This window comes from Tolypothrix sp. PCC 7712, from assembly GCF_025860405.1.
In the GTDB taxonomy this organism is placed as follows: Bacteria; Cyanobacteriota; Cyanobacteriia; order Cyanobacteriales; family Nostocaceae; genus Aulosira; species Aulosira diplosiphon.
In genome coordinates, this window is the sequence record NZ_CP063785.1 from 4,932,888 (window position 1) to 4,956,747 (window position 23,860).

25 protein-coding genes are annotated in these 23,860 nt (G+C 40.6%); 7 read left to right on the forward strand and 18 right to left on the reverse strand.

Features of this window, described 5'->3' with window-relative positions; all coding sequences use genetic code 11:
- Positions 1-268 precede the first annotated feature (268 nt).
- On the reverse strand, positions 269-1,501 hold the full coding sequence (locus HGR01_RS20220; RefSeq protein WP_045870694.1) for a hypothetical protein: 1,233 nt from the start codon (positions 1,499-1,501) through the stop codon (positions 269-271).
- A 156-nt stretch (positions 1,502-1,657) separates the two neighbouring features.
- Here HGR01_RS20220 and HGR01_RS20225 point away from each other — a divergent pair, with 156 nt between their 5' ends.
- Complete coding sequence (locus tag HGR01_RS20225; RefSeq protein ID WP_045870693.1) at positions 1,658-2,047, forward strand: pentapeptide repeat-containing protein; 390 nt, start codon at positions 1,658-1,660, stop codon at positions 2,045-2,047.
- Positions 2,048-2,134: 87 nt separating this feature from the next.
- On the opposite strand, the gene egtD is transcribed toward HGR01_RS20225, so the two are convergent.
- From egtD to HGR01_RS20240, 3 genes are all read right to left on the reverse strand, one after another.
- Positions 2,135-3,151, reverse strand: coding sequence for an L-histidine N(alpha)-methyltransferase (gene egtD / locus HGR01_RS20230; protein WP_045870692.1), 1,017 nt, complete (start codon positions 3,149-3,151; stop codon positions 2,135-2,137).
- Positions 3,152-3,252: 101 nt separating this feature from the next.
- Positions 3,253-5,961, reverse strand: a complete 2,709-nt coding sequence (locus HGR01_RS20235) for an MGH1-like glycoside hydrolase domain-containing protein (protein ID WP_045870691.1) — start codon at positions 5,959-5,961, stop codon at positions 3,253-3,255.
- Between the two features lie 274 nt (positions 5,962-6,235).
- The gene (locus HGR01_RS20240; protein WP_155539265.1) at positions 6,236-6,448 is read right to left on the reverse strand and encodes a hypothetical protein; all 213 of its coding nucleotides are present in this window, start codon (positions 6,446-6,448) and stop codon (positions 6,236-6,238) included.
- Positions 6,449-7,058: 610 nt separating this feature from the next.
- On the opposite strand from HGR01_RS20240, the gene HGR01_RS20245 reads away from it, so the two are divergent.
- Entirely contained in the window at positions 7,059-7,214 is a 156-nt protein-coding gene (locus HGR01_RS20245; protein WP_155539262.1) for a hypothetical protein, read from the forward strand.
- Between the two features lie 432 nt (positions 7,215-7,646).
- Here HGR01_RS20245 and HGR01_RS20250 read toward each other — a convergent pair whose 3' ends face one another.
- The 8 genes from HGR01_RS20250 to dndE form a co-directional block, all read right to left on the reverse strand.
- Entirely contained in the window at positions 7,647-8,405 is a 759-nt protein-coding gene (locus HGR01_RS20250) for a HEAT repeat domain-containing protein (protein WP_045870689.1), read from the reverse strand.
- A gap of 204 nt (positions 8,406-8,609) precedes the next feature.
- Positions 8,610-9,131 carry a GNAT family N-acetyltransferase gene (locus HGR01_RS20255; protein WP_045870688.1) on the reverse strand — a complete coding sequence of 174 codons (522 nt, stop codon included), beginning with the start codon at positions 9,129-9,131 and terminating at the stop codon, positions 8,610-8,612.
- The gene (locus HGR01_RS20260; RefSeq protein ID WP_168160979.1) at positions 9,124-9,285 is read right to left on the reverse strand and encodes a hypothetical protein; all 162 of its coding nucleotides are present in this window, start codon (positions 9,283-9,285) and stop codon (positions 9,124-9,126) included. Before HGR01_RS20260 ends, HGR01_RS20255 begins: the two co-directional genes overlap by 8 nt.
- A 117-nt stretch (positions 9,286-9,402) precedes the next feature.
- Positions 9,403-9,816, reverse strand: a complete 414-nt coding sequence (locus HGR01_RS20265) for a hypothetical protein (protein ID WP_045870687.1) — start codon at positions 9,814-9,816, stop codon at positions 9,403-9,405.
- Positions 9,801-11,093: an AmpG family muropeptide MFS transporter gene (locus HGR01_RS20270; protein WP_194007812.1), complete on the reverse strand. Its 1,293-nt coding sequence runs from the start codon at positions 11,091-11,093 to the stop codon at positions 9,801-9,803. Before HGR01_RS20270 ends, HGR01_RS20265 begins: the two co-directional genes overlap by 16 nt.
- Positions 11,094-11,147: 54 nt before the next feature.
- Entirely contained in the window at positions 11,148-11,318 is a 171-nt protein-coding gene (locus tag HGR01_RS20275; RefSeq protein WP_155539260.1) for a hypothetical protein, read from the reverse strand.
- Between the two features lie 42 nt (positions 11,319-11,360).
- Positions 11,361-12,809, reverse strand: a complete 1,449-nt coding sequence (locus HGR01_RS20280; RefSeq protein ID WP_045870685.1) for a DNA phosphorothioation-associated putative methyltransferase — start codon at positions 12,807-12,809, stop codon at positions 11,361-11,363.
- 43 nt (positions 12,810-12,852) lie between these two features.
- Complete coding sequence (gene dndE / locus HGR01_RS20285; RefSeq protein WP_096621693.1) at positions 12,853-13,239, reverse strand: DNA sulfur modification protein DndE; 387 nt, start codon at positions 13,237-13,239, stop codon at positions 12,853-12,855.
- A gap of 396 nt (positions 13,240-13,635) precedes the next feature.
- On the opposite strand from dndE, the gene HGR01_RS20290 reads away from it, so the two are divergent.
- On the forward strand, positions 13,636-14,016 hold the full coding sequence (locus HGR01_RS20290) for a GIY-YIG nuclease family protein (protein WP_045870683.1): 381 nt from the start codon (positions 13,636-13,638) through the stop codon (positions 14,014-14,016).
- Positions 14,017-14,071: 55 nt separating this feature from the next.
- On the opposite strand, the gene HGR01_RS20295 is transcribed toward HGR01_RS20290, so the two are convergent.
- Positions 14,072-14,320: a hypothetical protein gene (locus tag HGR01_RS20295; RefSeq protein ID WP_045870682.1), complete on the reverse strand. Its 249-nt coding sequence runs from the start codon at positions 14,318-14,320 to the stop codon at positions 14,072-14,074.
- A 117-nt stretch (positions 14,321-14,437) separates the two neighbouring features.
- Complete coding sequence (gene dndD / locus HGR01_RS20300; protein WP_045870681.1) at positions 14,438-16,420, reverse strand: DNA sulfur modification protein DndD; 1,983 nt, start codon at positions 16,418-16,420, stop codon at positions 14,438-14,440.
- 369 nt (positions 16,421-16,789) lie between these two features.
- On the opposite strand from dndD, the gene HGR01_RS20305 reads away from it, so the two are divergent.
- Both HGR01_RS20305 and HGR01_RS20310 read left to right on the forward strand, forming a co-directional pair.
- Positions 16,790-17,227: a hypothetical protein gene (locus tag HGR01_RS20305; protein ID WP_045870680.1), complete on the forward strand. Its 438-nt coding sequence runs from the start codon at positions 16,790-16,792 to the stop codon at positions 17,225-17,227.
- A gap of 87 nt (positions 17,228-17,314) precedes the next feature.
- Positions 17,315-19,372 carry a tetratricopeptide repeat protein gene (locus HGR01_RS20310; protein ID WP_255325218.1) on the forward strand — a complete coding sequence of 686 codons (2,058 nt, stop codon included), beginning with the start codon at positions 17,315-17,317 and terminating at the stop codon, positions 19,370-19,372.
- 116 nt (positions 19,373-19,488) lie between these two features.
- Here the strand turns inward: HGR01_RS20310 and HGR01_RS20315 are convergent, their stop codons facing one another.
- From HGR01_RS20315 to HGR01_RS20330, 4 genes are all read right to left on the reverse strand, one after another.
- Positions 19,489-19,644 (reverse strand): hypothetical protein, encoded by a 156-nt coding sequence (locus HGR01_RS20315; protein ID WP_155539258.1) that lies wholly within the window; start codon positions 19,642-19,644, stop codon positions 19,489-19,491.
- 392 nt (positions 19,645-20,036) lie between these two features.
- Complete coding sequence (locus HGR01_RS20320) at positions 20,037-20,603, reverse strand: hypothetical protein (RefSeq protein WP_045870678.1); 567 nt, start codon at positions 20,601-20,603, stop codon at positions 20,037-20,039.
- 206 nt (positions 20,604-20,809) lie between these two features.
- A complete protein-coding gene (locus HGR01_RS20325) occupies positions 20,810-21,034 on the reverse strand; it encodes a hypothetical protein (RefSeq protein ID WP_045870677.1) in 225 nt (74 codons plus the stop codon).
- Positions 21,035-21,253: 219 nt separating this feature from the next.
- Positions 21,254-21,751, reverse strand: coding sequence for a GNAT family N-acetyltransferase (locus tag HGR01_RS20330; protein ID WP_045870676.1), 498 nt, complete (start codon positions 21,749-21,751; stop codon positions 21,254-21,256).
- A gap of 506 nt (positions 21,752-22,257) precedes the next feature.
- Here HGR01_RS20330 and HGR01_RS20335 point away from each other — a divergent pair.
- On the forward strand, positions 22,258-23,547 hold the full coding sequence (locus tag HGR01_RS20335; protein WP_045870675.1) for a cation:proton antiporter: 1,290 nt from the start codon (positions 22,258-22,260) through the stop codon (positions 23,545-23,547).
- A gap of 106 nt (positions 23,548-23,653) precedes the next feature.
- Positions 23,654-23,842, forward strand: a complete 189-nt coding sequence (locus HGR01_RS20340; protein WP_045870674.1) for a hypothetical protein — start codon at positions 23,654-23,656, stop codon at positions 23,840-23,842.
- The last annotated feature ends 18 nt before the right edge of the window (positions 23,843-23,860 follow it).

The window sequence follows — 23,860 nt, forward strand, 5'->3', positions numbered from 1 at the left end:
GTCCTAACTCCAGCCTCTACTTAAAAAGCTGAATCCAAATATTCAAAACAACCTCACACATTTATGGGGTTGTTCTTTATTATTTATGAGGTTGTTATTCTTTTAAAAAAGGGAAAAGGGGAAAAAGACACATCAATGATATTCTAGAGGGCACGGCATCCAAAATTTTTTGGCAGATCCAATATCTTACTGGTGCCGTGCCCCTACAAAGAATTTATCTGTCGCAAATGTTATTTGAATTGGTATCAGAACTCGGAACTCAGCACTTTCAAGCAGTGACTAATCTGGTATTTTGCAGTGGCATTTTGACATCGGTATCTTGGTAAATTTCTGCATTTAGGGGTCTATAGATTAATTCATACCAAGCATGACCGACTTGTGCATCAAATCCTTGTGGTTGACCGCGCATAAATAGATGTAGGCATTTTACAGATTTACCTGGTAGCAACTGCCAAGAAAAACGGCTTGTATTTTCTTCGTATGGGTGTGCGATCGCTTCTATATGTAAATTAGTTGCTAAACCGTAAGCTGCATAAGGGTCTGTTGTGGAACCAACAGCAAACCAATCGGGTACAGGGAAGACTTGCTCTATGTCTTGTGTTTGACCAAGATTCATGTGTGCAAAATATTCTACACCAAAGTCAAGATTGACTGTTTCTGAACCTTTTACCCTGTCTTCTTGGGCTTTGGGTTTTCCTTTAATAAATAATTCTTCAATCAAATAATCTGCACCAGCATATAAACTAATTACCCGATAAAGTTCACAGACTAAATGGCGATTTTGACCTGTTACTGGATCTGGCCCCATATAGTCGAAGGGTTCGGAAGCAATGGTAATAGTTGCACGTACAGGGCCGCTAGATTGAGATACCAGTCGATAGGAATGATTGAACAAAGAGACTTGATAATTAGGAGATTTGGGAGAAGCAATTCCTGGTAAATGGAGTTTACTTACCTGCATACAGCGCTTTTCTGGATCTTGTCCCAACCATTCACCCATTGCGGCGCGAAATGGATCGAGAATTTCTTGATGATCTAACTGGACGCTGCTGGCTGAACCAGAAAACCAGTTGCGTTCGTTGTCTTCAGGTGCGGGGATGAAATTAAACCAAATAATCAGACGGTTATTCACAAATCTGACTCCCCGTTCTCGCCCATCACCACCGTAAACTACTTCTAAGTATGGTTCACCTAGTCCAGGTGGTATGGGTTTACCTCTATCTAAACGAATGAAGGTTGAAGCTAAGACATGATCTTCCGTTCCTGGGGGAATGGGTTGAGATAGATGAAAAACTAAGGTGTCACGGGAAGGATCTTCTGGATCAATGCGGTCGATTTGGGCTTTGAGAGGTTGATGTGTTAAGTCGCGGAGGTCGGTTAATACGAGTTCTGTGGGCGAAATTTGAAATTTTTGGGCGATCGCTTGCCAGGGTATAGTAAAGTTACCGCTACGCCAATAATTTGAGGGATTAAAAACAGTTAATAAATTCAGGGATGGCATGAGTTTGCCCTCCTAGGAGTTTTATATATTTTTGACCCTAGGAGAAAAAGTTGAGGAACTCGTGAGGAATGGCCAGAATAGACAATTTTTGTGATTAAGTAAGAGGAAAGTAACTTACAGTACTAACAAAACAACCTATGAGGTTGTCGCTGTTCTATGACTCAAACTGATTCTCAACAGCCCATTAAGACTGCGGCTAAGATTCTAGAACTTTACGCAGCGGGAAAACGGAACTTTACTAAGGCGGAACTGGGTAAGGCTAATTTACAGGGGGTTGACATCAAAGGTGTTGACCTCAGCTATGCCGATTTAAATCATGCTAATCTCAGCGGTGCAAATCTTCGAGGTAGCGACTTGAGTTTTGCAGATTTGAGTCGCGCTAATCTCCAAGATACCGACCTGCGGGGTGCTTTGTTATTTTCAGCTAATCTCCGCCAAGCTAATTTAACAGGTGCAAAGTTAGATAAAGCCGATTGCGATCGCAATACTCATTTCCCCAAAGATTTTGACCCAGTTCAAGCAGGTGTGCAAATTAAGGAGGGATAAGAAATACTCGCTTCGAGGAGTAAGTAAGTTAACTGTTGACTGTTAACTGTTAACCGTCAGCAGTCAACAGTCAACACTATTTAAACTTTAAGGACATTCAGTATTTGTACATTGGCGTTGGCAAAGTAGCAAGCCAAACCATGCTTGCGGATCAGTCCATACTTGTAACGCTTGAAATGCATGGTTTTCTAAAACCGAAATTAATGTGGGGATGTGGAATTTTCGGGAGATTTCGGTGCGGATTGTTTCTCCTGCTTGTAAGGAAATTTCTAAATCTAAAGCTTCTAGGAAAACGGTTTGATTAACCAAACTCCGCAGATGCATTTCAATTTGATTGCTTTCTTGATTATAAAAAGCCCAGTGAGCAAAATTGTTGAGTGAGAAATTACCCTGAAATCTTTGATTGATGTGGTTGAGGATATTCAGATTAAAAGCAGCAGTTACTCCTTGAGAATCGTTGTAAGCTGCTTCGATAATTTCTACCGACTTTTGTAAATCTACACCCAATAAAAAGAATTCACCGGGTTTTAATGCTTGTTGCACTTGGGTGAAAAATTTGTGAGTTTGTTTGTCATTTAAATTGCCTAAAGTACTTCCTAAGAAAATCAACATCCGATTTTCTAATTCTGCTGAGGGAAGTTCGGCTAAGGCTTGTTCGTAAGTTCCAGCTAAACCGCAAAGTTTTAATTTGGGGTATTGTTCAAGCAAATCTAAAGCAGTTGTTTTGAGGATACCGCTACTAACATCTATGGGGTAATATTGTAGTTCTTGAACTACCTCACTATATGCTTCGAGTAACAGGCGAGTTTTGCGAGAACTACCACTACCTAATTCTATTAAATGACAAGAGCCTGTCATCTTAGCAATTTCAGCAGCGTATGTTTCTAAAATTGCTTGCTCGGTGCGAGTGGGATAGTATTCTCTTAGGTCACAAATCTGCTCAAATAGTTCCGAACCCCGATCATCATAGAAGTAACGACAAGGCAAAGTTTTGGGATTTTGAGTCAATCCCGCCATAATATCTGCACCTTCATCGACTGATGCGATCGCTGAATTTAAATTAATCCAACGCAGGCGTGAATGCTCTTTATTTTCCGTCTTCAATTTTCTGCTCTCCTGGGGTTTAAGTGAAGGATAAAGTCTGAATGTTCAAGAATTAAATAAGTAATTTTATATTTATCCTTGATACTTCAGACTTCAGCTTTTTATACTAAAGCTATTTCTTGACCTTTTTTATCTATCTCAGGTTGCTGATTTTGGGCTTCATATTCACCAAATTGCTGTATGAGTTTGGCTACTAAACCTGTCCATCCTGTTTGATGACTTGCACCGATTCCTGCGCCGTTATCACCATGAAAATACTCGTAAAACAAAATTAAATCGCGCCAATGTGGATCGGTTTGGAATTTTTGTGTATTACCATAAACAGGTCGTTGTGCAGCAGAATTTTGCAAGAAAATTCGGATTAATCTTTGAGAGAGTTCCGAGGCAACTTCCCAAAGCGTCATCATTTTACCAGAACCTGTAGGGCATTCCAATTGGAAATCGTTCCCCAAATAATGATGAAATTTTTGCAGTGATTCTATGAGCAGAAAATTCACTGGGAACCAAACAGGGCCACGCCAGTTGGAATTACCACCAAATAAGCCACTGCTGGATTCTGCGGGTTCATAATCTACGCGAAATTGGCTGCTATCAACATCAAAAATGTAGGGATGTTGGCTATGAAATTTAGAAAGGGCGCGAATACCGTGGGGGCTAAAAAACTCGTTTTCATCGAGCATTTTTTGCAGTATACTTTTGAGTTTGTCCCGCGAGACAATTGCGAGTAATCTTCTTGCACCTATGCCTTTAGTTTCCATACAGGCGACATTTTGCCGTAAGTCTGGGCGATTTTTAATGAACCATTCCAAGCGACTTTTAAAGCCGGGGAGCAGATTAATAGTTTCTGGTTCCAGAGTTTCAATAGCAAACAGGGGAATTAGCCCTACCATTGAGCGAACTTTTAAGGTAATTTGTTTTTCTGCTAAATGTAGTACATCGTAGTAAAAGCCATCTTGCTCATTCCACAAACTAGCTTCCAGTTCGCCAATTTTATTCATCGCATCGGCGATGTAGAGGAAATGTTCAAAGAATTTAGTGGCGATGTCTTCATATACAGGATTAGTTGTTGCTAACTCTAGGGCGATCGCCAACATATTTAAGCAATACATCCCCATCCAACTAGTACCATCAGATTGGTCAATATGTCCGCCTGTAGGTAAAGTAGCGCTACGGTCAAATACTCCTATATTATCTAACCCTAAAAATCCCCCTTGAAAGACATTATTACCTTCAGCATCTTTGCGATTTACCCACCATGTAAAATTCAGCATCAATTTCTGAAATACTCTTTCTAGAAATTGGCGATCGCCCTTACCATATATTTTTTGTTCTATCTTATAAATTCGCCAAGTTGCCCAAGCATGAACAGGCGGATTAACATCACTAAATTTCCATTCATAAGCCGGAATTTGCCCATTAGGATGCATATACCATTCCCGCGTTAACACATCTAATTGATATTTGGCAAAATCAGGGTCAATTATTGCCAAAGGAATAGTATGAAAGGCTAAATCCCAAGCTGCAAACCAAGGATATTCCCACTTATCAGGCATAGAAAGTATATCTTCATTGTAGAGGTGAAACCATTCATGATTTCTGCCTTCTTGCCTTTCTGGTGGTGGGGGTGGTGTATTGCGATCGCCTTTGAGCCAATCTTCTAAAATGTAGTGATAAAATTGCTTACTCCACAGCATCCCCGCAAATGCTTGTCTTTGCACATTTCGCATATCTGCACTGAGGGGAAATGGCGTAATGCGCTGATAAAATGCATCGGCTTCTTGTTTTCTAGCCAAGAAAATAGCATCAAATTCGGAGTTAAATGGCTCAAATAAATTTGGTATATCACTTAAGCGTAATTTGACAGTTTGGGTTTCCCCTGCACCCACTGTTAGCAGATAATGAGGTGCAGCTTTTGTCCCAAATTGCTCGGGATTTACTGCCTGTTTGTTACCTGAGACAATATATTCATTAATGCCATCTTTCACATAGGCAGAGGTATTAGGAGAGCCAAATAATCGCTGATTATTGGTTTCATTTTCTGTAAACAAAATTTCGGTTGCTGTTTGACAATACAACCATCTATTATCTAAAGTAGCATGGGAAGCTTCGATAATTTGCCAACTATTAGCGGAGTTTACTTGCTTCAAGTGAGGTTTATTAGTATCTCCATTCCAAGACCAAGTATTACGAAACCACAGTGTAGGTAAGAGGTGCAATGTTTTAGTTTCGGGGCCTCTGTTAGCTACATGAATTTGAATCAGAATATCTTCAGTAGAATTCTTGGCATATTCTACAAAAACATCAAAATAGCGGTTTTCATCAAATATACCTGTATCTAATAGTTCAAATTCTGGTTGAAGACGATTGCGGTGTTGATTTTCTGTAACTAATTGTGCATAGGGAAAAGCGTTTTGGGGATATTTGTACAACGCCTTCATGTAGGAATGAGTGGGTGTACTGTCCAAATAAAAGTAATAATCCTTGACATCTTCGCCATGATTACCTTCATTTCCCGTCAAGCCAAAAATTCTTTCCTTGAGAATCGAGTCTTCACCATTCCAAAGTGCGATCGCAAAACATAGGCGTTGATGATTATCCGAAATCCCAGCAATTCCATCTTCACCCCAACGGTAAGCCCGAGAACGCGCCTGATCGTGGGTGAAGTAGTCCCAAGCCGCACCATTATGGCTATAATCTTCTCGTACCGTTCCCCATTGGCGATCGCTTAAATATGGCCCCCACCTGCGCCAATGCGCTTCATGATTCCGGGCTGCTGCTAATCTGATTTCTTCCTGGGTTGAAGTTGTCATCAGTATCACCCTGTGCCTACCTGCACAATAATTGAGTTCCTTGATTTGCTGTCTGGAGTATCTTGTACTCACCAAATATCAGGCTGAGTTGCGACTTAAAATATTCTAGAAATTAGCCCAACATAAATACAGCATATACTCAGGAAAAACTCAGAATTATTGGTAATTGGTAATGGGTAATTGGTAATTAGTAATTTTAAAAACACCCAAATTATGATCAGGGCACGGCAATGCCTGTGCCCCTATGTACTTCATTGTATGTTATTGTGTTGGCTTAAATTGCTAGACAGGCTTTCAAGGAATAACCGAATATTCTAGAAACCTGGCGACGACATATCGGACATTTGTTGATATCCGGTTGATCTGGTGTAGCACCGATTGGTTGCCAATAAATTTTACTAGTTCCATTGGCGGTGATTTCGACTTCCATGCGGTAACGAATCTTCTTCTTGCAAACCAAGCAGGGCTTTTCACTGTATTGCAGCATACTTAAATCCTGTCGTAACAAAACTGAAACTTGATAGCCGTGTCAATACTTCTAATTGAAGTCTTTATTTGTCAGCACTTAACAGGAGTAATATGCAGATTTTTAATTATTTTAAAAATTCGATATTCATGTTAATAAATAGTCATTGACAGTGATAAAATCTTAACTTTTTATCTTTGCTTTGGTGGCTAAAGTTTGCAAAATGACCTATTTGCTATCTTGTCTATAAGCATTTTTCAGCAAGCCCTACGAGAAATATCGGAATCCGATTTCATTTCTGAAAAATTTCAGCCACAGATGCGTTACGCGATCGCTAACGCATCCTACGTAATCCTAATTTTAAAAAAGAATACAACAGATTTTAGGGGCAGTGGTGTCAACTTAACGTGAAACCCGCTTGTTTGCAAGGTTTCGCCCTCACCCCCAGCCCACACTGAGAGGGGAGCAAGAGATTTAGTTCCCCTTCTCCTGCGGGAGAAGGGGTTAGGGGATGAGGGCGCGAGGTATTTGTACAACGCCCGCCCTATATCGCTTTTAGCTTAAGTTGACACCAATGGGCACCAATACTTGTCGGTTAAGGGGAAAAGGGGAAGGGGAAAAGGGGCAAGAAATGAAAAACTCCACCCACAAGGGGATGGAGTTTTTGGGCATGGGGAATCGGGCATGGGGCATGGCGAAGAAATTACCAATGCCCAATGCCCCAAGCGGCGGGGCGGCTGTCCCTCTCCACCCACAAGGGGATGGAGTTTCCCGCCGCTTTCAATAAACCTTTAACCCTTACCCTTTCACCTTTTCCCCAAACCAAATTAAGAGTTTAAAATCCTTAACCGAGCAGTATTGCAATGGGCACTGCCTTGCTCTCTAAAATATATTGATGTGTCGCAAACATTATTTGATTGGGAATAAGTTTTAAAAATCAAATATGAGTTCTATAGCAAATGCGATCGCATTTGTGATTTCAGCGATCGCATTTGCTGCTTTGCGCTAAATTACGCAAAACTAAGATATTTATCGGTGTTAAAAGTAACCACACAGGCGGTGCGGTATCAACTATGAATAGAAGAAACACTAGTACAAGTCGATTCTTTCTTTTTACTTTTTACTCCTGCGGAGTTCGCCAGTTGCTTTATGCCGGGGAACCCGTCCACCGCACTGGCTCACTTTTTACTTTTGCCTTTTTGTACTAGTCCCTAGTTCCTTAAAACCAACCTTCTTGTTCTAAGGTTTCGATTAACTGTAAACCACGGGGATCGCCTACACCTAATAGTGAGGCTTTAGCGTCTTCTCTCACACCTAAGTCTTTGTCTTCAGCAAAAGCTTGAATCAAAGCGTCGATAGCTGTGGCGTAAACGATATTAGATGGAAGTTCGCGGCATAATTGCCCAATTGTCCAAGCGCAGTTACTCCGAACTGCGGCTACGGGGTCTTTGACTAAGGCTTCAATTAATGGTGGAATTGCGCCTAAAACTGCCTCATAACCGACTTCTGCCATCTGTGCTAAGGCACTAGCAGCCCACAAGCGCACTGCGGAAATATCAGTTATTAAAGCATCAGTTAGGGGGGCTAAGGAACGGCGATCGCGGCAGTTTCCTAAAGCCCAAACTACACCTTTGCGGACATAGCCGTTCCAATCTCGGTTGAGTTGGTGAATTAACGGCTCTACTGCATCTTTACTGGGATTGCGCCCGATCGCATAGGCTGCACTCACCCGCACTAACGGACAGGTATCAGTTAACAGCCGGATGAGATGGGGAATTGCACGTGCATCTTCAATGTCACAAAAAGCACGTGCCGCTAGCATTCTTTGCTGCGGTTGGTCATTTTCTAAGAGAACTAGCATCACATCGGGATCTGGTTTTACCACTTCTGACTCAGCAGTTAGCGGCTCCATTCGATCCAAGGGACTTTCTAGCTCGTCTTCTATATCAAGTAGGCTTAGGTCGTCTTCGTCATACATAATAGTGCAAGAAGGCAAACCCCAAGAGGGGAATTCAAAATTCAAAATTCAAAATTCAAAAAAATAGGAATTTTCTACCAGTTTATTAGAGCTTAAGCAATTGTCATATTTTTTCTTAAAGTGTGTTAAAGGTCAATAATCCAAAATTTTTGGACTTTTGACTTTTGTATGCGATTAATCGCGTCTTTGTGACTCTTGTCCAGCCTATTTTTCCATACTGAGTGATTTTACCATCCACAGGGATTGAGTTTGATAACCAAGTTGATGATAAAGATTCAATGCTGGTTGGTTAGATTGAAATACTTGTAACCCAAGTTGGCGATCGCCTCTTTGAATCGCCCAATTTTCCACGTACTTCATCAACGCTGTACCAATACCCCGCCGCCGATGTTCTGGCAAAACATAAAGCAGAAAAATATGAGCATGACGACTTCCCGTGACTTGATCGATAGCATTTCCCACCCATAAGCAAGCGACGGGGGATAGGGGGGATGAGGGGGAAAATATTTTCTTTTCTCCCCCTGCTGCCTCTGCTCCCTCTGCTTCTTCTACCCACCACAAGGGGGTTTTACTAGAGAAGTACTGCTCGACTGTTTGGGCGAGATGGGAAAAATCCGCCTGGGGAAAGATATCCTGGTAACTGCGTTGCATAAACTTTACCAGTAGCGCTCGATCTAAGCTGGAACCGGGGCGGATGTTGTACCCTGGTAGCAGTTGGTTAGGCACTGTGAATACTTGACAAAATTACCCCTACCTCTTCAATTGGTGCAGGTGCAGCCATATCGGAAGGTAAAAATATTCTGGCGCTGACTGCTACAAGGGCGAAGATAAATACTAGCACTACAAGCAAAGGGGCGATGTATTGACGAAAAATAGCCATATCTGTATGTGAGGGAGCAAGGTACTATCTACGAACTTAGTTGTAGATTTGTAAAGTTTTCTTGGTTTATTTTAGCGATGTTCAGGAGATAACTCACAAAAAGTTATTAGGTAGAAGTTACCGGCGATCGCGATCCAAATCTTCAATTACTTTCTCAACATACCAATTCTCCGTCATTCCCGGATAATTCTCTCTGGCTTGTTCAATTAAGCGTTCAGCAGTGTCTATATCACCATCTAGCCGCGCCACGAGATCATTTCTCAAATCGTTATGAGCAAGGAATTCTTGGGCTGTTTGTTGTGTGATTTCACTATTGAAGCTATTAAATGACTGTACTTGCTGGCGGCGCAATTGCCAAAATAGAACATAGTACAGTGTGCCAAAAATTAAAATTAGGCTGAGTGTTCCCAGAAAGGTGAGCAGGTTAAAGGGCAAAAATTGCAAAACCAACTGTGAGAGAACGTAGCCTAATAGTAGGCCAGTAACCAAAAGGATAAACGTGCCGACAATAATTACTACTTGGTTCCCCATACATCCTCTTCTTCTTCCTCAAGTCCTGGTCTTGTAATTGCCACTGGTTGAGGGTTCCAGGGGGCAAAAATTGGTAATAGCAATAATCCTGGCACAGCAGCAACGATAGTAATGATGAAAAATAGCGGCCAACCCGTGTTTTGTGCGATCGCCCCACCGGGAGATGCGAGAATATCGCGGCTGACAGCCATCAAGCTAGAAAGTAAGGCATACTGAGTTGCCGAAAACTTCTGGTTACACAAACTCATTAAAAATGCCACGAAAGCTGCTGTTCCTAAACCACCACAGAACTGTTCGATGTTGATGGCTAAGACCATAGCTTGATAGTTTTTCCCAGTGTAAGCAAGAGACAAGTAAGCAAAATTACTCACAGCTTGTAAAACGCCAAATACCCAAAGCGAACGGTTGATGCCAATTCTACTCAAAATTGCACCGCCTGCCAGTGCCCCCACAATGGTAGCGATTAATCCCATCCCTACCTGAATTGCCCCAATATCGGTTTTGGTAAAACCAACTTGCAGCAAAAACGGGGTAGTCATATTGCTCAGTAAAGCATCACCCAGCTTGTAAAGGGTAATGAACAATAAAACCAAAAAGCCTTGAATTACTCCTCGGCGTTGAAAAAATTCACCGAAGGGTAAAATGACAGCATCTGTTAATGAGGCGGGAGGGCTAATTGCTTCTGGTTCTGGTGCAAATAAAGTCGCAAAAATCCCCAATACCATCGTACCTGCCATCAACAAATAAACCGATGACCAAGGGATTCTATCAGCCAGGATTAATGCTAAAGCACCAGCCACTAACAAAGCGATGCGATATCCCAAAATGAAAACCGCCGCCCCAGCCCCCATTTCCAGCTTTTCTAAAACATCGGTACGGTAAGCATCAGCAGCAATATCTTGTGTTGCGCTCAAAAAAGCAATAACTATAGCGTTAATGGCTAGCAGCTGTAATGCTTGTTTAGGTTGCTGGAATGCCATAATTGCGATCGCTACTGTTAAAGCCAGCTGCGTCACCACTAACCAACCCCGCCGTCGTCCCAAAAATGGCATGGTAAAGCGATCGAGAAACGGCGACCACAAAAATTTTAACGAGTAAGGCAAACTAGCGAGGCTAAACCACCCAATAGCAGCCAAATCCACCTGTTCCACAGTCATCCAAGCTTTCAAGGTATTACCGATTAATAGCAACGGTAACCCTGATGAAAACCCCAGAAACAATAAAGCCGCCATCTTGCGGCTACCAAAAACATCCAATAGCGATCGCAGTGGATTCATAATTTCGTTTTGGTCTCTCCTCACCTGTTGCGAATTGCAGTTATCTTGCCATTACTAGAGGATTTCACGCAAATCGGGAAAGTGTTGGGTGTTGACTGTTGACTGTTGACTGTTGACTGTTGACTGTTGACTGTTGATTGTTGACTGTTGATTGTTGATTGTTGACTGTTGACTGTTGATTGTTGACTGGAGATGAGAGGAAATAACAAACACCCAATTACCCATTACCCATTACCCATTACCCATTACCAATGCCCAATGCCCCAATTACACTTGATAAACTTCATGCCCCCTAATTTCTACACCATGTGCAGCGAGACATTTTTCCCAGCCTTCACGGGTGCCAATTTCGCTTTTTTGCTGGAGTAGCCCTAGTTGCTGTTCTTGTTGGGTGAGTTTCGCAAATTCTTCGTAGAGTGGATAGTTTGGCGTGACAAAAGTTTCTTTACGGTGCAAAATTGGCGGATTGGTTCGGGTCTCGTAGTCGCGGTGAGTGATTCTGAGGGTTAGGAAGTCAATAATGATACTGGCTTTTAAGGCAGGGTGGGGGTCTGTGTCGAATTCTGGGTAAAAGAGATAGCAAATTTGCGGTTTATCAGTGCAAAATTTGATTAAAGTGGCACCATCTACACGCCCGATGGTACGGCTGGCGCAGCCTTCATAGATTCGCAGTAAAGCATCGAGTTCTGCAAGAGCAGAAACATGGACATATAATGCCCCACGGGTATGTTTACCTATTTTGCTTTTTTCGCAAGCTGTTTGCACTACCCTGGGTTGTCCTAAGCTAAACAGTTTTTGGTCGGCGACTCCACAAGCTTCTTCGTAACTGCCAAAAAAGGCTTTGATGTCATGACGAATTTCTAGGGCGAGTTTCTGCCATGAGGGGCGTTGTTCAAAGTGGGTGAGGGCGAGATAAACTTGGATATCCAGAGAACGACGATAGGCGATCGCATCCCATTCTGCTTCATCGGTAGCTTGTAATACTACACCAAAGGCACGACGGAAGTTACCAAATTCACTCAGTAGTTCCTGTTCGTTGCTCAATTCTCCTTTGACTGGTAATCTCCCGCGTTGGGTGAAAAAAGCCATCAATGGTGCCAGTAGTTCTTGGTAATCTTCAAAGCGCTTGCTGGGAATGCGAACTCTGGGCGTAGAAGTGCGAGAAAAGAAGCGGATGGCTTTGAAACTTTGTTTTTCGGCTTCATCGCGAAAGACAAAATAAACACCTAAAGCTACGGGTACAGCATCTACATTCAGTACCTCATCAATGTAACTTTTCAGTTCTTCTTGCTCGTAATATTTCTGAAAAGTATTGCGCCGGGTAACAATTCCATCACTGTAAGCTAATTGGGTTTTACTTGGGGCGTTAACTAAAACTTGTGCAGCGACAATTAAGACTTTGCGGGTGAGTTCCCAAGCTTTAATTAAGCTTTCCCGGCGTTCTTGAGTATCTTCAATAACATTGAGGACATAACCCAAATTCACAACATCGGCGGCGGTGATTTCATCCTCAGGATAATAATAAGGATCCCAGCCGCCACTGGTATAACCTAAATTTGCCACGCGCTGGACATCACCACCGTAGCCGCAACCGTAGTCAAAGAAAGTCGTTTCCTGATTGAGGATTGACCATTCTATAGCTAATCGTACCGGACGAGAGATATCAGTACGTGCGATCGCAGCTCTGTGACGCTCAATTTCTAACGCTTCAGGCATAATACAGTCAACAGTTAACAGTCAACAGTTAACTAATATCCTGTCAATCTTTTAGCGCTAGTTCCATTAAATCTTCAATTTTCTTGATATTTGGATCACCGGCTAAGTAACCAATTCCCCGATGTAAATGCAAGCGAAATTGAGTAGCGAGGGTTTCTTTATCGGTGGCGTAACCGTCATTGTGACACCTTTGCTTGAGCGCGAGGAGAAGGATCTCGGACATATCGCCACCAAAAACGCGCCAGGTTAATTCCACATTGCTATCTTGGGGGATGGGTACAGGGGAAGGTGGTGTGGGTTCTGCAAGAGAACGACAAAAAGCCCAACGACATAATATATTCCATTGGTCAATTTTTGTACTGCGGCGCAGTTTAAGTAATTGGTCTTTAGCTGTTTGAGAAAGTTTAAATCTTTCGATAGGTGATTCCATAAATTAAAACTAAAACTAAGACTCTATGATTATGCTTTCACATAATTAATGCTACTGACAACATATTAGAGTTTTTGTATAGTATTGGACTAAGTATATAAAATATTGTTAATCTAACAAGAGCAAAACATATTAAAAATAACTTCTTAGCCAAAAAGCAAAAATGCTCTGTAAATATTTTGAACCTTAGTTAAGCAAAGCTTAGTTCTGACTACGTTAACGAGCAATAACAGTCAGTGATAATACACCTCAGTTGATGATTCAGCTTGGTTAATCTCTTAGAGAGAGAAGAAAATTTTTTTGTATCTCTTTTGTTACCATATAGAATAAAGTTAAAGCCCAGATAAAAATCGTTCATTATAGCCAAAAAGTATACAAATAAACTCTTTTGTAAATATGTCACAATTTGTTTACATAGTTAGAAGTGGAGAAACTAACAGATATAAAATTGGGATGACTAAGAATATCTATCAAAGATTTAAAAAATTACAAGGAACAGATGCACCTTATTATATAAACTCAATCCATCATATAAAAGTAATTAATAGTAGAGTTATAGAAAAGTATTTACATAATAAGTATAAAAGCTATCAGGTAAAAGGTGAATGGTTTGAACTGAATGAAAATCTAGTAAAAAGTGTTGTAAAAGACATGGATTTTCAAGGAATTCTTCAACTAGCAGCAGAATTAAGCATTGAAGAGCTTCTTGAATTGCAAATGGAACTTATTAAATTATGCCACTCTAAAATAGCCCAAACGAGCGAAATACACTGTTAAAAGTAGTGATTAGCATAAAAAAACAAAAATTAGTCCTAATTAATCAACAATACTATCAGTAACAATTGAAAAAATTAGACGATTTATTTTTACATGATGCCACAGAGGCAATTTCTCTCTGTATATCTAAATCATTAGCCATTGCAGCTAGTTGTTGATTCATGGATTGCACATTAGCCAGTTGATGAGATAATTGTTTCTTTTCTTGCACTTTGCTTTCGATACGTTCTAGGAGCCATTCTAGTTCTTCTAATGACAGATTACTTAAGTCACGCTCTATTTCTTTTAGATATGGTGAGATCATAACTGCATATACCTTTGCCAAATGTTGTTAGATATATTGTAAATATCTGAGAGGAAATCAATTGCGATTACTTCTTCTGGTAATCAGCTCATCACTCGATTATTTAGAAGAAAAATATTACCAGAAATATTTATTGTTGATCACTGTGGTTTGACGAGTAGCAGAGTTGTAATCTAGGAGATATTCGTGAGCGATCGCTTCATTTTCTCTCAGTGTCTCAACTTCTTTTTTACCAATTTCTGTATCCGTAGAAAGCAAAATTACCTGGTGGCTGGCGGAGGGAAAGTACCGTTCTACAAGGTTACTGCGGTGGGATGAGTCGAGTCTGCCAAGGGGGGTGTCAATTGCTACTGGTAAGCGGCGACCGGAGACTCTAGCTAAACCCCAAAGAAATGCGATCGCTAGTAGTTGTTTTTCGCCAGCAGAAAGGCGATGTTTGGGGACGGGTTTACCGTTTAAGTCGTACAGCGACAGGCTGAAAGTGTTGGTGTCAATCGCGACGCGATGAACTAAATCAGATTTATGTAACAGATAGCGGAAACATTCTGTGACTTCAACTTCTAATTTGTTGAGTTTTCTCAGAGTTAATTTCTTGCGGAAAAGTTTGAGGGTTTCTTGGACTCTCACCGCAGATTCAATAATATGTCCTTTGTTTTGAAGTTTAAGACTTGTATCTGTGTAGTTTTCTAAGTCTTTTTTAGTATTTTCAATCTCCGTTGCTAATTCATCTAAGCGACGTTTGGTAATTTCCCAAGCAGCTTTAGCTTCTGCAACTTGCTGTTGTGCTTGTTGTAATTCATCAACTAATCTTTGATATTCTTCCGGTGAGGCTGCGGTTTGAATTTGTCTTTCTAAGGTGATAATCTCTTCTTCTTGAGAATTCAGCAGCGTAATTTTATCTTTCGCTTTGGTTTTGGCATATTCCAAGTGATGATGGATGACATTATCTAATTGATGTAGGGTTTCTGTGTCAGCTAATAGCCAAGGTTCAGCAATGGCGGCGTTATCTAAATCTTGATTTTCTTGGGAGATAAATTCTTTAATTTGAGTCACTGCTGCTTGTTCAATAGCTAATTGATTAATCAAATTGAGTAGCTTTTTATCTCTTTCAATTAATAAATCATGTGCCACTTTCGCTTGTTGAATGCGGAATTCCTCTTCACCTTGGTTATAAGCCTGATTTAATAGCGGTGTAATCAATCCTAGAGGTAAAAATTCGGCAGATAAATCACACAACGATTGGCGGATTTTTTCTGTTTCGGTGATTCTTTCTTGCTTTTTTTTCTCTAATTGGCTGCGTTCTCCGGCAATTTTGCCACCCTCAGAAATAAATTTATGTACAGCTTCCTGCTGTCTAGCTTCGGCGGCGGTTAAATTCTCTTGGAGAGATGTAATTGATTGGGATTCTTGATGATACGCCTCTTGTAATTCTTGCAACTTCTCTTCAATTTCTTCAATATTCGCTAAATCTTTAGTATCAGCCAGTTCCTTGCGTTTGCGATTGACTAAAATATCTAAATCTACCGCTAATCTATCGGCTAACTCTAAACCTAAAAGTCCGCTAATCGCATCTACTACAATTGGCGGTGGTATTTCTTGTTCTGCGAGTTCTTTAACTTGTTCGCCATCAAATAAAAATAAGTTAGATATTCCTACAGGTAGGAGATTTTCAATATATTCATCCCAAATATTTACTAAAGCTGTATCTAGCCATTCATGGGCATCTAAAATACCTAAATGGTCTTTACCATCTTTAGGATTTTTTTCCCAAGTACGGACAACGCGGTATTTTACTGGCTTGTCATTTTCGATATGTTCAAAAAGTAATTCAATGCGTGTCTTTTCTACTGGATCGGTTTTGCTATTAACGCATTGAGTGAGGAAATCGCTATAACTTAAATTACCACGAGTGGAACATTGAGCGCGATGCCCATAAAGTGCCAGGCGAATTGCGTCCATGAGGGTGGTTTTTCCGCCACCATTCATTCCACCTAACAGAATAATTGGGCGAGAATTTTCATGATTTCTGGGGTCAAGATTGATTACTTGTTTACCAGCGTAGGGGCCAAAGTTTTGTAATACGAGTTCGAGAAATATCATTTATAAGAATTAATGTAGGATTTAGGAAAATTACTCAGATAGAAAGATACAAGAGAAAAAGAACGGTAATTTTAGATAATTGTAGGTTGGGTTAAACGCAGTGAAACCCAACATTTTTACGTCTTTGTTGGGTTTTGTTCCTCAAACCAACCTACAGAGGTTAAGTTTTTTGATGTTAACTGAACGGTATTGAATTATAAAACAACGGGATGGACATTTATCATCAAAAATGTTGGGTACTCAATTCCAAAATGCGAGAAAATCTCCGTTACCAGAGTAAATATTAATTGATTTGGATGATTTATTACCAAAACAGTTGAGCTAGATTACAATCTCCATCAGCATAATCTCGTATTTATTGCCGAAAATATGGAGCCTGTGACACTCACTGCTGCGGGAATCGCCACCCTAGTGTTTACCAAAGCTTTTGAAACCACTATAGAGAAAGCAACAGAAAGTGTTCTGAAAAAATTGGAACAGCTTCGCCAGAAGATTTTGCAGAAATTCAAGGGTACGCCCAGGGTAGAAGCAGCTTTGGTAAAAGTACAGCAAGGCTCACAGGAAGATTTAAATGTGGTGGCTGCTTATTTGCAAGAGGCGATGAACAACGATCCCCAATTTGCGGAAGAGGTGAAAACCCTTGCCACAGAAATTCACCAAGAAATTAATATTGGGAAGGTGGAAGGCAAGAATGTGCAGAATGTTTACGGTGGCGAGGCTTTTCAGTCTAATGATGCTAAGGCTCCCACAATTCAAGGGGGTAGTGGTCACACTATTAATATTACCTATAATAATTCCCCTGATTGACTAAAGTCGCCTGAACGGGAACAGGTAAAGTCTCATCCCCAGGGTGAAATACCGCAAAATTTGCCCCTGAGTGGGGTAGTGGAATTTGTGGGACGTGGGGAAGAATTGCAAACACTCCAGCAGATGTTGCAGCAAAATCAACAAGTAGCCATTGCGGCTATTGCGGGGATGGGTGGAGTTGGCAAAACAGAACTGGCGTTGCAATATGCCATTGAGTACCGCGACAATTATCAAGGTGGAATTTGCTGGTTGTTGCCCAAATCTGGGGATATTGGGGTGCAAATTGTCCAGTTTGCGAGAACGCAGCTAGATTTAAACCCGCCAACAGATGTAGATTTACCCGCGCAAGTGCAATTTTGCTGGCGGCGTTGGCGTGAGGGTGATGTGCTGCTGGTGTTGGATGATGTTGCTGATTATCAGGAAGTTAAACCTTACTTTGTGTCGCTATCTTCTCGGTTCAAAATCCTGATTACTACTCGCCAGCAGTTGGGGCGCATAGAAACATTATCTTTAGATGTGCTGCAACCAGAGGCGGCGCTGGAATTATTAAAGTCAATTATTGGGGCAGAAAGGTTTGAGCGGGAAAATCAACGCCACCCCCAGGTAGCATTACAGTTATGTGAGTGGCTGGGATATTTGCCTTTGGGTTTGGAGTTGGTAGGGCGGTATCTGGCGCGGAAACCAGATTTATCTTTGGTAGAAATGCTGGAACGCTTGAAGAAACAGCGACTAGAACAACGCGCCCTTAAGAAAGCAGAAGCCGATATGACAGCACAACGGGGTGTGTTAGCAGCTTTTGAGTTGAGTTGGCAGGAATTAGAGGAAGATGATCAACAACTGGGCTGTTTATTGAGTGTATTTGCAGCCGCACCTATACCTTGGGTGTTGGTAGAACAGTGTTTACCAGAGGAAGATGGGGAAGATTTAGAAGAAATTAGGGATGATAAGTTGTTGAATTTGTATTTACTCCAGCGTAAAGGTGAGGGAATCTATCAACTACATCCCCTGTTGCGGGAGTTTTTTCAATATAAGCTGACAGGGTTAGATAAAGCAGAGGGATTTAAGCGAAGTTTTTGTGGAGTAATGGTAGCAGTTGCTAAAGATATTCCTGACACTCCCACACTTCAGCAAATTAAAGATGTCGCCCCCGCCATACCTCACTTGATAGAAGTAGCAGACAATCTCATTCAGTATGTCAGCAATGATAATATAGTCAACATTTTCACAAAGTTGGGTGAATTTTATGAGGATCAGGGATTATATGAGCAAGCAAAACCTTGGTACAAGCAGTGCCTAATCATTAGTCAAAAGCTCTTTGGTTCTAAGCATCTATACGTTGCTCAAAGCTTCAACAATCTAGCGGAACTCTACAAATTACAAGGACGCTACACAGATGCTGAACTCTTATTGTTACAGGCCGTGGAACTTACACAAGTCCTTTTTGGAGAGGAAGATTTATTCGTTGCCACTAGTCTCAACAATCTGGCTGAACTCTACAAATTACAAGGGCGTTACAAAGAAGCTGAACCCATATTTTTACAAGCTTTAAAACTAAGACAGCATCTGTTGGGAGAGGAAGATTCATTAGTCGCTACTAGTCTCAATAATCTAGCTGAACTCTACAAGTTGCAAGAACGCTATACAGAAGCTGAACCCCTACTTCTAAAAGCTGTGGCAGATTTTCAAAATCTACTGGGATATGAGCATCGATTAGTTGCTACTAGTCTCAACAATCTGGCAACGCTCTACTTTTTACAAAGACGTTATATCGAAGCTGAACCTTTGTTTTTGCAAGTTTTAAAATTAAGACAAATCCTGCTAGGAAAGGAACATCCTGAAGTTGCTCAAAGTCTCAACAATATAGCCGAACTTTACAAACTACAAGGGCGTGATACAGAAGCTGAAGTGTTATTTTTGCAGGCTTTGGAACTAGAACAACGCTTGCGAGGAAATGAACATCCTAATGTTGCTATTAGCTTTAGTAATCTAGCCTTTCTCTATATGTCACAGCATCGTTACACAGAAGCTGAACATCTATTAAAGCAAGCCTTATATATTTGTGAATGCAGTTTGGGGATAGGTCATCCCAAAACAATAATAGTTCGGAGCAATTACGCAATTTTTCTAAGGCAGGCATATCGTTAGTACTTATCTCGCTTTAGAGTAGTAATAAATTTATGGGTGCATACGAGAATGGAGAGATTAGCAGAGAGACTTAAGAGTTTTTTCTAAGACTAGTTGTGATGTGATCATGATATGCGCTATCTCAAATACCAACTTTCGTGTTCTGAACTCGAAGTTTCCTGTTTCAAGTGAGAATGTTCCTGTTTCAAACGAGAACGTTCTGGTTCCAAGTGAGAATGTTCCTGTTTCAAACGAGAACGTTCTGGTTCCAAATGAGAATGTTCCTGTTTCAAACGAGAATTTTTCTGTTCTGAGGTGGAATGATGGAGTTATGAAGGCGATCGCTCTGTTAAAATTCTCTGTTGTCTGGTGTGCGATCGCAATTCCGCAGATGACAGCAGTCTGATTTTACTGAATCAGTGCGATCGCTCTGTAAAAATTCTCCGTTGTCTGGTGTGCGATCGCAATTCCGCAGATGACAGCAGTCTGATTTTACTGAATCAGTGCGATCACTCTCTTAAAATTCTCCATTGTCTGGTGTGCGATCGCAAATCCGCAGATGACACTAACCTGATTTTATGGAATCAGTGCGATCGCTCTTGTAAAATTCTCCGTTGTCTGGTGTGCGATCGCAATTCCTCAGCCTATCTTGTAGAGACGCGATTCATCGCGTCTCCCACAGTTATTAATTATTTGCTGGAACTAGTTGCACATCTTCACAGGAACCACCTGTCAGGCTATAGTCATCCACTTGAACCCAGCTATCCTGACCTAAAGCCCAAAATCCTGTGAAAATATTGTACACAGTTTCATTGCCAGTTCTAAACGATAGTGTCATAGGTGTGTAGCGAGGTAAACTACCAAACTTGATTTCGGAAAAAACCTTCTGTTGAGCATCTCGCACTCCAAAATAACCATCTGTAACATTGCCTGATGTGCGGATATATGCTGTTAACTTATATTGAGTGTTGGGTTGGAGTCTGACGCGTTGACGAATACCATTCCATCCCGAAACATTCCGCATCCAGACATTATTTTTACCCCTATTGCTGTAGCCTAATCCAATATCAACGCCAACTCTACCTTCCCCAACCCAAGGACTGCTGATTCTTTGGCTAGCTTGTGCTTCAAAGTCTCCACCATTTAGGGGAGCAGCGCAAGAAGCTGGAGTTTTAGTAGAAGGGAAACTCAGGGAAATTACAGCAGTGATGAATACTGCTATTTTGCTGAGAGGTAACTGTTTACTAGTCATTTAACTTTATACCTTTACTTAAGATAATTCCGTAAACTGCTGAGTATATAATAGGTTCGCCCTTAGCAGCTTTATGCAAATTATCTATGTTGCAGGTAAGAAGTTATCGTCAGCCGAGATGATTGCGAAAATTATTTGCTGAGGGAGGAATTAGGGAAGAGAGAAGAAGGAAGAAAAGCTGAGGTAAGACAGAGTTTCCGGAAGCATCAAGAATTGGATGGTTTATCTTTTTGGACTTTTTTAATTAATGCCATATAGACATTAACTTCACTCACTTCTACATCATGTTCAACTCTAGTTACTTTCCATTGTTCCTTTTTGAGGTAAACTTCCTCTCCCACTCTGGGTATAAATTGTAAATCATAAAACTTTTTAATATACTCTTTTTCGTTTTCTTCCCATAAAATTACCTTGGCTACTTCTTTAGACATGGTTAATGTTTATCCTTTGTTGTTAGTAAGCTCCATATAGGAGTTTGATGACATCCACCTGGCAAGTTTATCTTACTAATTCCACATCAGAAGGTAGTTAAAACCACATTATTTACTAATATTCATTAGCCCGCGTATTATTGACTCTAAATCTAGAGTAGAGATACTCAATTTTTATATATAAATCATCATAAATTGAGGATGCATTAATAACGCATCCTAATTGGTCGTGGGAAGCAAATTTTTACTCATTTTACTAACTGGAACAATCATCCCTTTTTTTAAGTAATGAGGCGCTCTTTCGATAAATTTAAAGCCTAATCTCCTATAAAATCCTTCGGCGTAAAGGCTAGCCGTTGTAATTACCTTTTCTATACCTTGCTTGCTTGCTGTTTCGCAAAAATGATTAACTAAGGCTCTACCAACACCTTGCCCTTGGTGCTTAGGATGCACGTATAATGCTATCAGTTCATCAAAAATGTAACTAGTGAATCCCACAATTACATTTTTATCAACAGCAACCCAGCAATTTTTTAATTTCATACTCCTGAGAATATTAACACCGTCAGGTTGGTCGAGGTAGTTTCGCCAAGCTAACAGTTCTTCTTCAGAATATAAAGTTGCTGGTAGCGCTTTAATAGCAGCAATATGAATTGCACTCATACAGCAAGCATCTGTTTCGATAGCAGGACGAAGAAATTGGTCGTTAGCGCTCATGATTATTAATTCGTAACTCGTAATTACGTGAGTTAAGGGTGCTTGGAGGTGAGAAGTTCAACGCCAGCACAGATTGTAATTAATATTGAGATAGATGCGGAGTGGTTGGGGGTAGCTGTTACCTTACCAGTACAGAGAAGCAAGCTATAGGTAGTTTCTCTGATAAAAGAAGGATAGGACTTGCAGCAGGTTATTATCAATGCAGACTTAATGTGTTGAGATGGGAATAAAGATATAGGTTTGGTTATAAAACATTTAAAGCGCGATCGCAATCTGTAAAAAAGCTCACTTTTGAGCTTGATTGTGTATCTGCATCACCTGGATGTCAGTACAAAAGCAGTTTTTGGGGTTTATTACAAATAGATAAGTACTGCTACGTAGAATTGCAAAATATCAATATTTTGCGGCAAAGCTCAGTATATCTAGGAAAGTTTTATGCCCCTAATTAGCTTAAGATTGCTATAGATACTTTGCTGAATCTCCCCATTTTTAATAAGGGAAATCAAATGTCTAATTTTGAGCTAGTACTTAAGCTATTGTTACAACTAACAATAATTTTGGTGACTTGTCGCATCGTAACTATTATTGGCACACGATATCTCAAACAAACCGATGTTGTTTGTGAAATGATTGCGGGCGTTATGTTAGGGCCATCATTACTGGGTTTAATTACCCCAGATGTACAGCAATGGTTATTTCCTAAAGCACCAATCTTATTGGCGACGGGAGCTAAAATTCCCAATCCTTCGATGTCTATTCTCTTCGCTATCAGTCAGATTGGGTTAGTAATTTATATGTTTTTGATTGGCTTAGAATTTAATACTGATTTAATTAAGCAACGTCTTAAAAGTGCAGGTTTAGTCTCTGCTGCCGGGATAATTGCACCTTTTTGTTTAGGCGCGATCGCAGCTTTTTTCTTATACGGTAAAGGTGAACTTTTTAAAGCTGGTGTAACTCCTTGGGCTGCAGCTTTATATTTGGGTGCTTCTATGTCGATTACCGCATTTCCTATGTTAGCAAGAATGCTTTATGAACGAGGAATTGCGAAAACAACTTTTGGTACTTTAGCTTTAGCCGCAGGTTCCATAGATGACGCAACTGCATGGTGTTTACTCGCTATTGTATTAGCCAGTTTGAATGCTAATTCGAGTATTGCCGCTTTTGCGATAGGTGGTGGTATTGGCTATGTTTTATTAACAATTTTTGTGGGTAGACCTGCTTTAACTATTTTTACTCGCATCACAAATAAAGATAATGGAGTGACAATTCAAACATTAACTTTAGTACTCACAATTGTAATGTTTGGTGCTTGGTTTACCGATGCCATTGGTATCTATGCAGTCTTTGGTGCGTTTATTTTAGGCACAGCAATGCCGCGCGGTGAATTTGCCGAACAAATACGCGATCGCACAGAATTTTTGACAACGGGTTTTTTATTACCAATATTTTTTGTCTTCTCAGGATTGAATACACAAATAGGATTAGTAAATACACCGACTTTGTGGGCAATTACATTTTTGATTATTGCGATCGCAATTCTTGGTAAAGGTATTGCTTGTATGCTCGCCGCCAAATTCGCTGGCGAAAGTTGGCGAGAATCAGCAACAATTGGTGCGCTCATGAATGCTCGTGGTTTGATGGAGTTAATTATCCTCAATATAGGTTTGGAACAAGGAGTAATTACGCCAACTTTATTCACTATCATGGTTATTATGGCAATCGTAACGACATTAATGGCATCACCACTAGTTGCCTATTTGTTGCAAGGTACGAGGTATGAGAAATCTCTGGCTTAGGGGTTGGGGATTGGGGATTAGGGATTGGGGATTAGGGATTCTAAATTAATTTAGTGTTTTCAAAATAGGGATTGCAAGGGAAGAGAGAGAAGAAAGCAGAAGAGAAATGACACATCACTCTGCAATACTACCGGTTAAGCGTTTTGAACCAAAAATTGGTTTTGGGGAAAAGGTTAAAGGTTTTTTCTTTCCCTTTTTCCATTCCCCTTTTTCCCCTTTACCGACAAGTGTTGCATCACTCTGCTATTACCAATTACCAATTACCCAATGCCCCATGCCCCATGCCCCAGTATAAAAAGGTTGACATTTTTGA

Coding starts and splice junctions, on each gene's coding strand:
- HGR01_RS20245 (WP_155539262.1), top strand. CDS start 7,059: ATGAAAAACTCCACCCACAAGGGGATGGAGTTTTTGGGCATGGGGAAT.
- HGR01_RS20220 (WP_045870694.1), bottom strand. CDS start 1,501: ATGCCATCCCTGAATTTATTAACTGTTTTTAATCCCTCAAATTATTGG.
- HGR01_RS20235 (WP_045870691.1), bottom strand. CDS start 5,961: ATGACAACTTCAACCCAGGAAGAAATCAGATTAGCAGCAGCCCGGAAT.
- HGR01_RS20320 (WP_045870678.1), bottom strand. CDS start 20,603: ATGACTAGTAAACAGTTACCTCTCAGCAAAATAGCAGTATTCATCACT.
- HGR01_RS20240 (WP_155539265.1), bottom strand. CDS start 6,448: ATGCTGCAATACAGTGAAAAGCCCTGCTTGGTTTGCAAGAAGAAGATT.
- HGR01_RS20275 (WP_155539260.1), bottom strand. CDS start 11,318: ATGGGTAATTGGGTGTTTGTTATTTCCTCTCATCTCCAGTCAACAATC.
- HGR01_RS20305 (WP_045870680.1), top strand. CDS start 16,790: ATGGAGCCTGTGACACTCACTGCTGCGGGAATCGCCACCCTAGTGTTT.
- HGR01_RS20260 (WP_168160979.1), bottom strand. CDS start 9,285: ATGGCTATTTTTCGTCAATACATCGCCCCTTTGCTTGTAGTGCTAGTA.
- HGR01_RS20270 (WP_194007812.1), bottom strand. CDS start 11,093: ATGAATCCACTGCGATCGCTATTGGATGTTTTTGGTAGCCGCAAGATG.
- HGR01_RS20290 (WP_045870683.1), top strand. CDS start 13,636: ATGTCACAATTTGTTTACATAGTTAGAAGTGGAGAAACTAACAGATAT.
- HGR01_RS20280 (WP_045870685.1), bottom strand. CDS start 12,809: ATGCCTGAAGCGTTAGAAATTGAGCGTCACAGAGCTGCGATCGCACGT.
- HGR01_RS20250 (WP_045870689.1), bottom strand. CDS start 8,405: ATGTATGACGAAGACGACCTAAGCCTACTTGATATAGAAGACGAGCTA.
- HGR01_RS20330 (WP_045870676.1), bottom strand. CDS start 21,751: ATGAGCGCTAACGACCAATTTCTTCGTCCTGCTATCGAAACAGATGCT.
- dndD (WP_045870681.1), bottom strand. CDS start 16,420: ATGATATTTCTCGAACTCGTATTACAAAACTTTGGCCCCTACGCTGGT.
- dndE (WP_096621693.1), bottom strand. CDS start 13,239: ATGGAATCACCTATCGAAAGATTTAAACTTTCTCAAACAGCTAAAGAC.
- HGR01_RS20225 (WP_045870693.1), top strand. CDS start 1,658: ATGACTCAAACTGATTCTCAACAGCCCATTAAGACTGCGGCTAAGATT.
- HGR01_RS20325 (WP_045870677.1), bottom strand. CDS start 21,034: ATGTCTAAAGAAGTAGCCAAGGTAATTTTATGGGAAGAAAACGAAAAA.
- HGR01_RS20295 (WP_045870682.1), bottom strand. CDS start 14,320: ATGATCTCACCATATCTAAAAGAAATAGAGCGTGACTTAAGTAATCTG.
- HGR01_RS20340 (WP_045870674.1), top strand. CDS start 23,654: ATGACACATCACTCTGCAATACTACCGGTTAAGCGTTTTGAACCAAAA.
- HGR01_RS20335 (WP_045870675.1), top strand. CDS start 22,258: ATGTCTAATTTTGAGCTAGTACTTAAGCTATTGTTACAACTAACAATA.
- HGR01_RS20265 (WP_045870687.1), bottom strand. CDS start 9,816: ATGGGGAACCAAGTAGTAATTATTGTCGGCACGTTTATCCTTTTGGTT.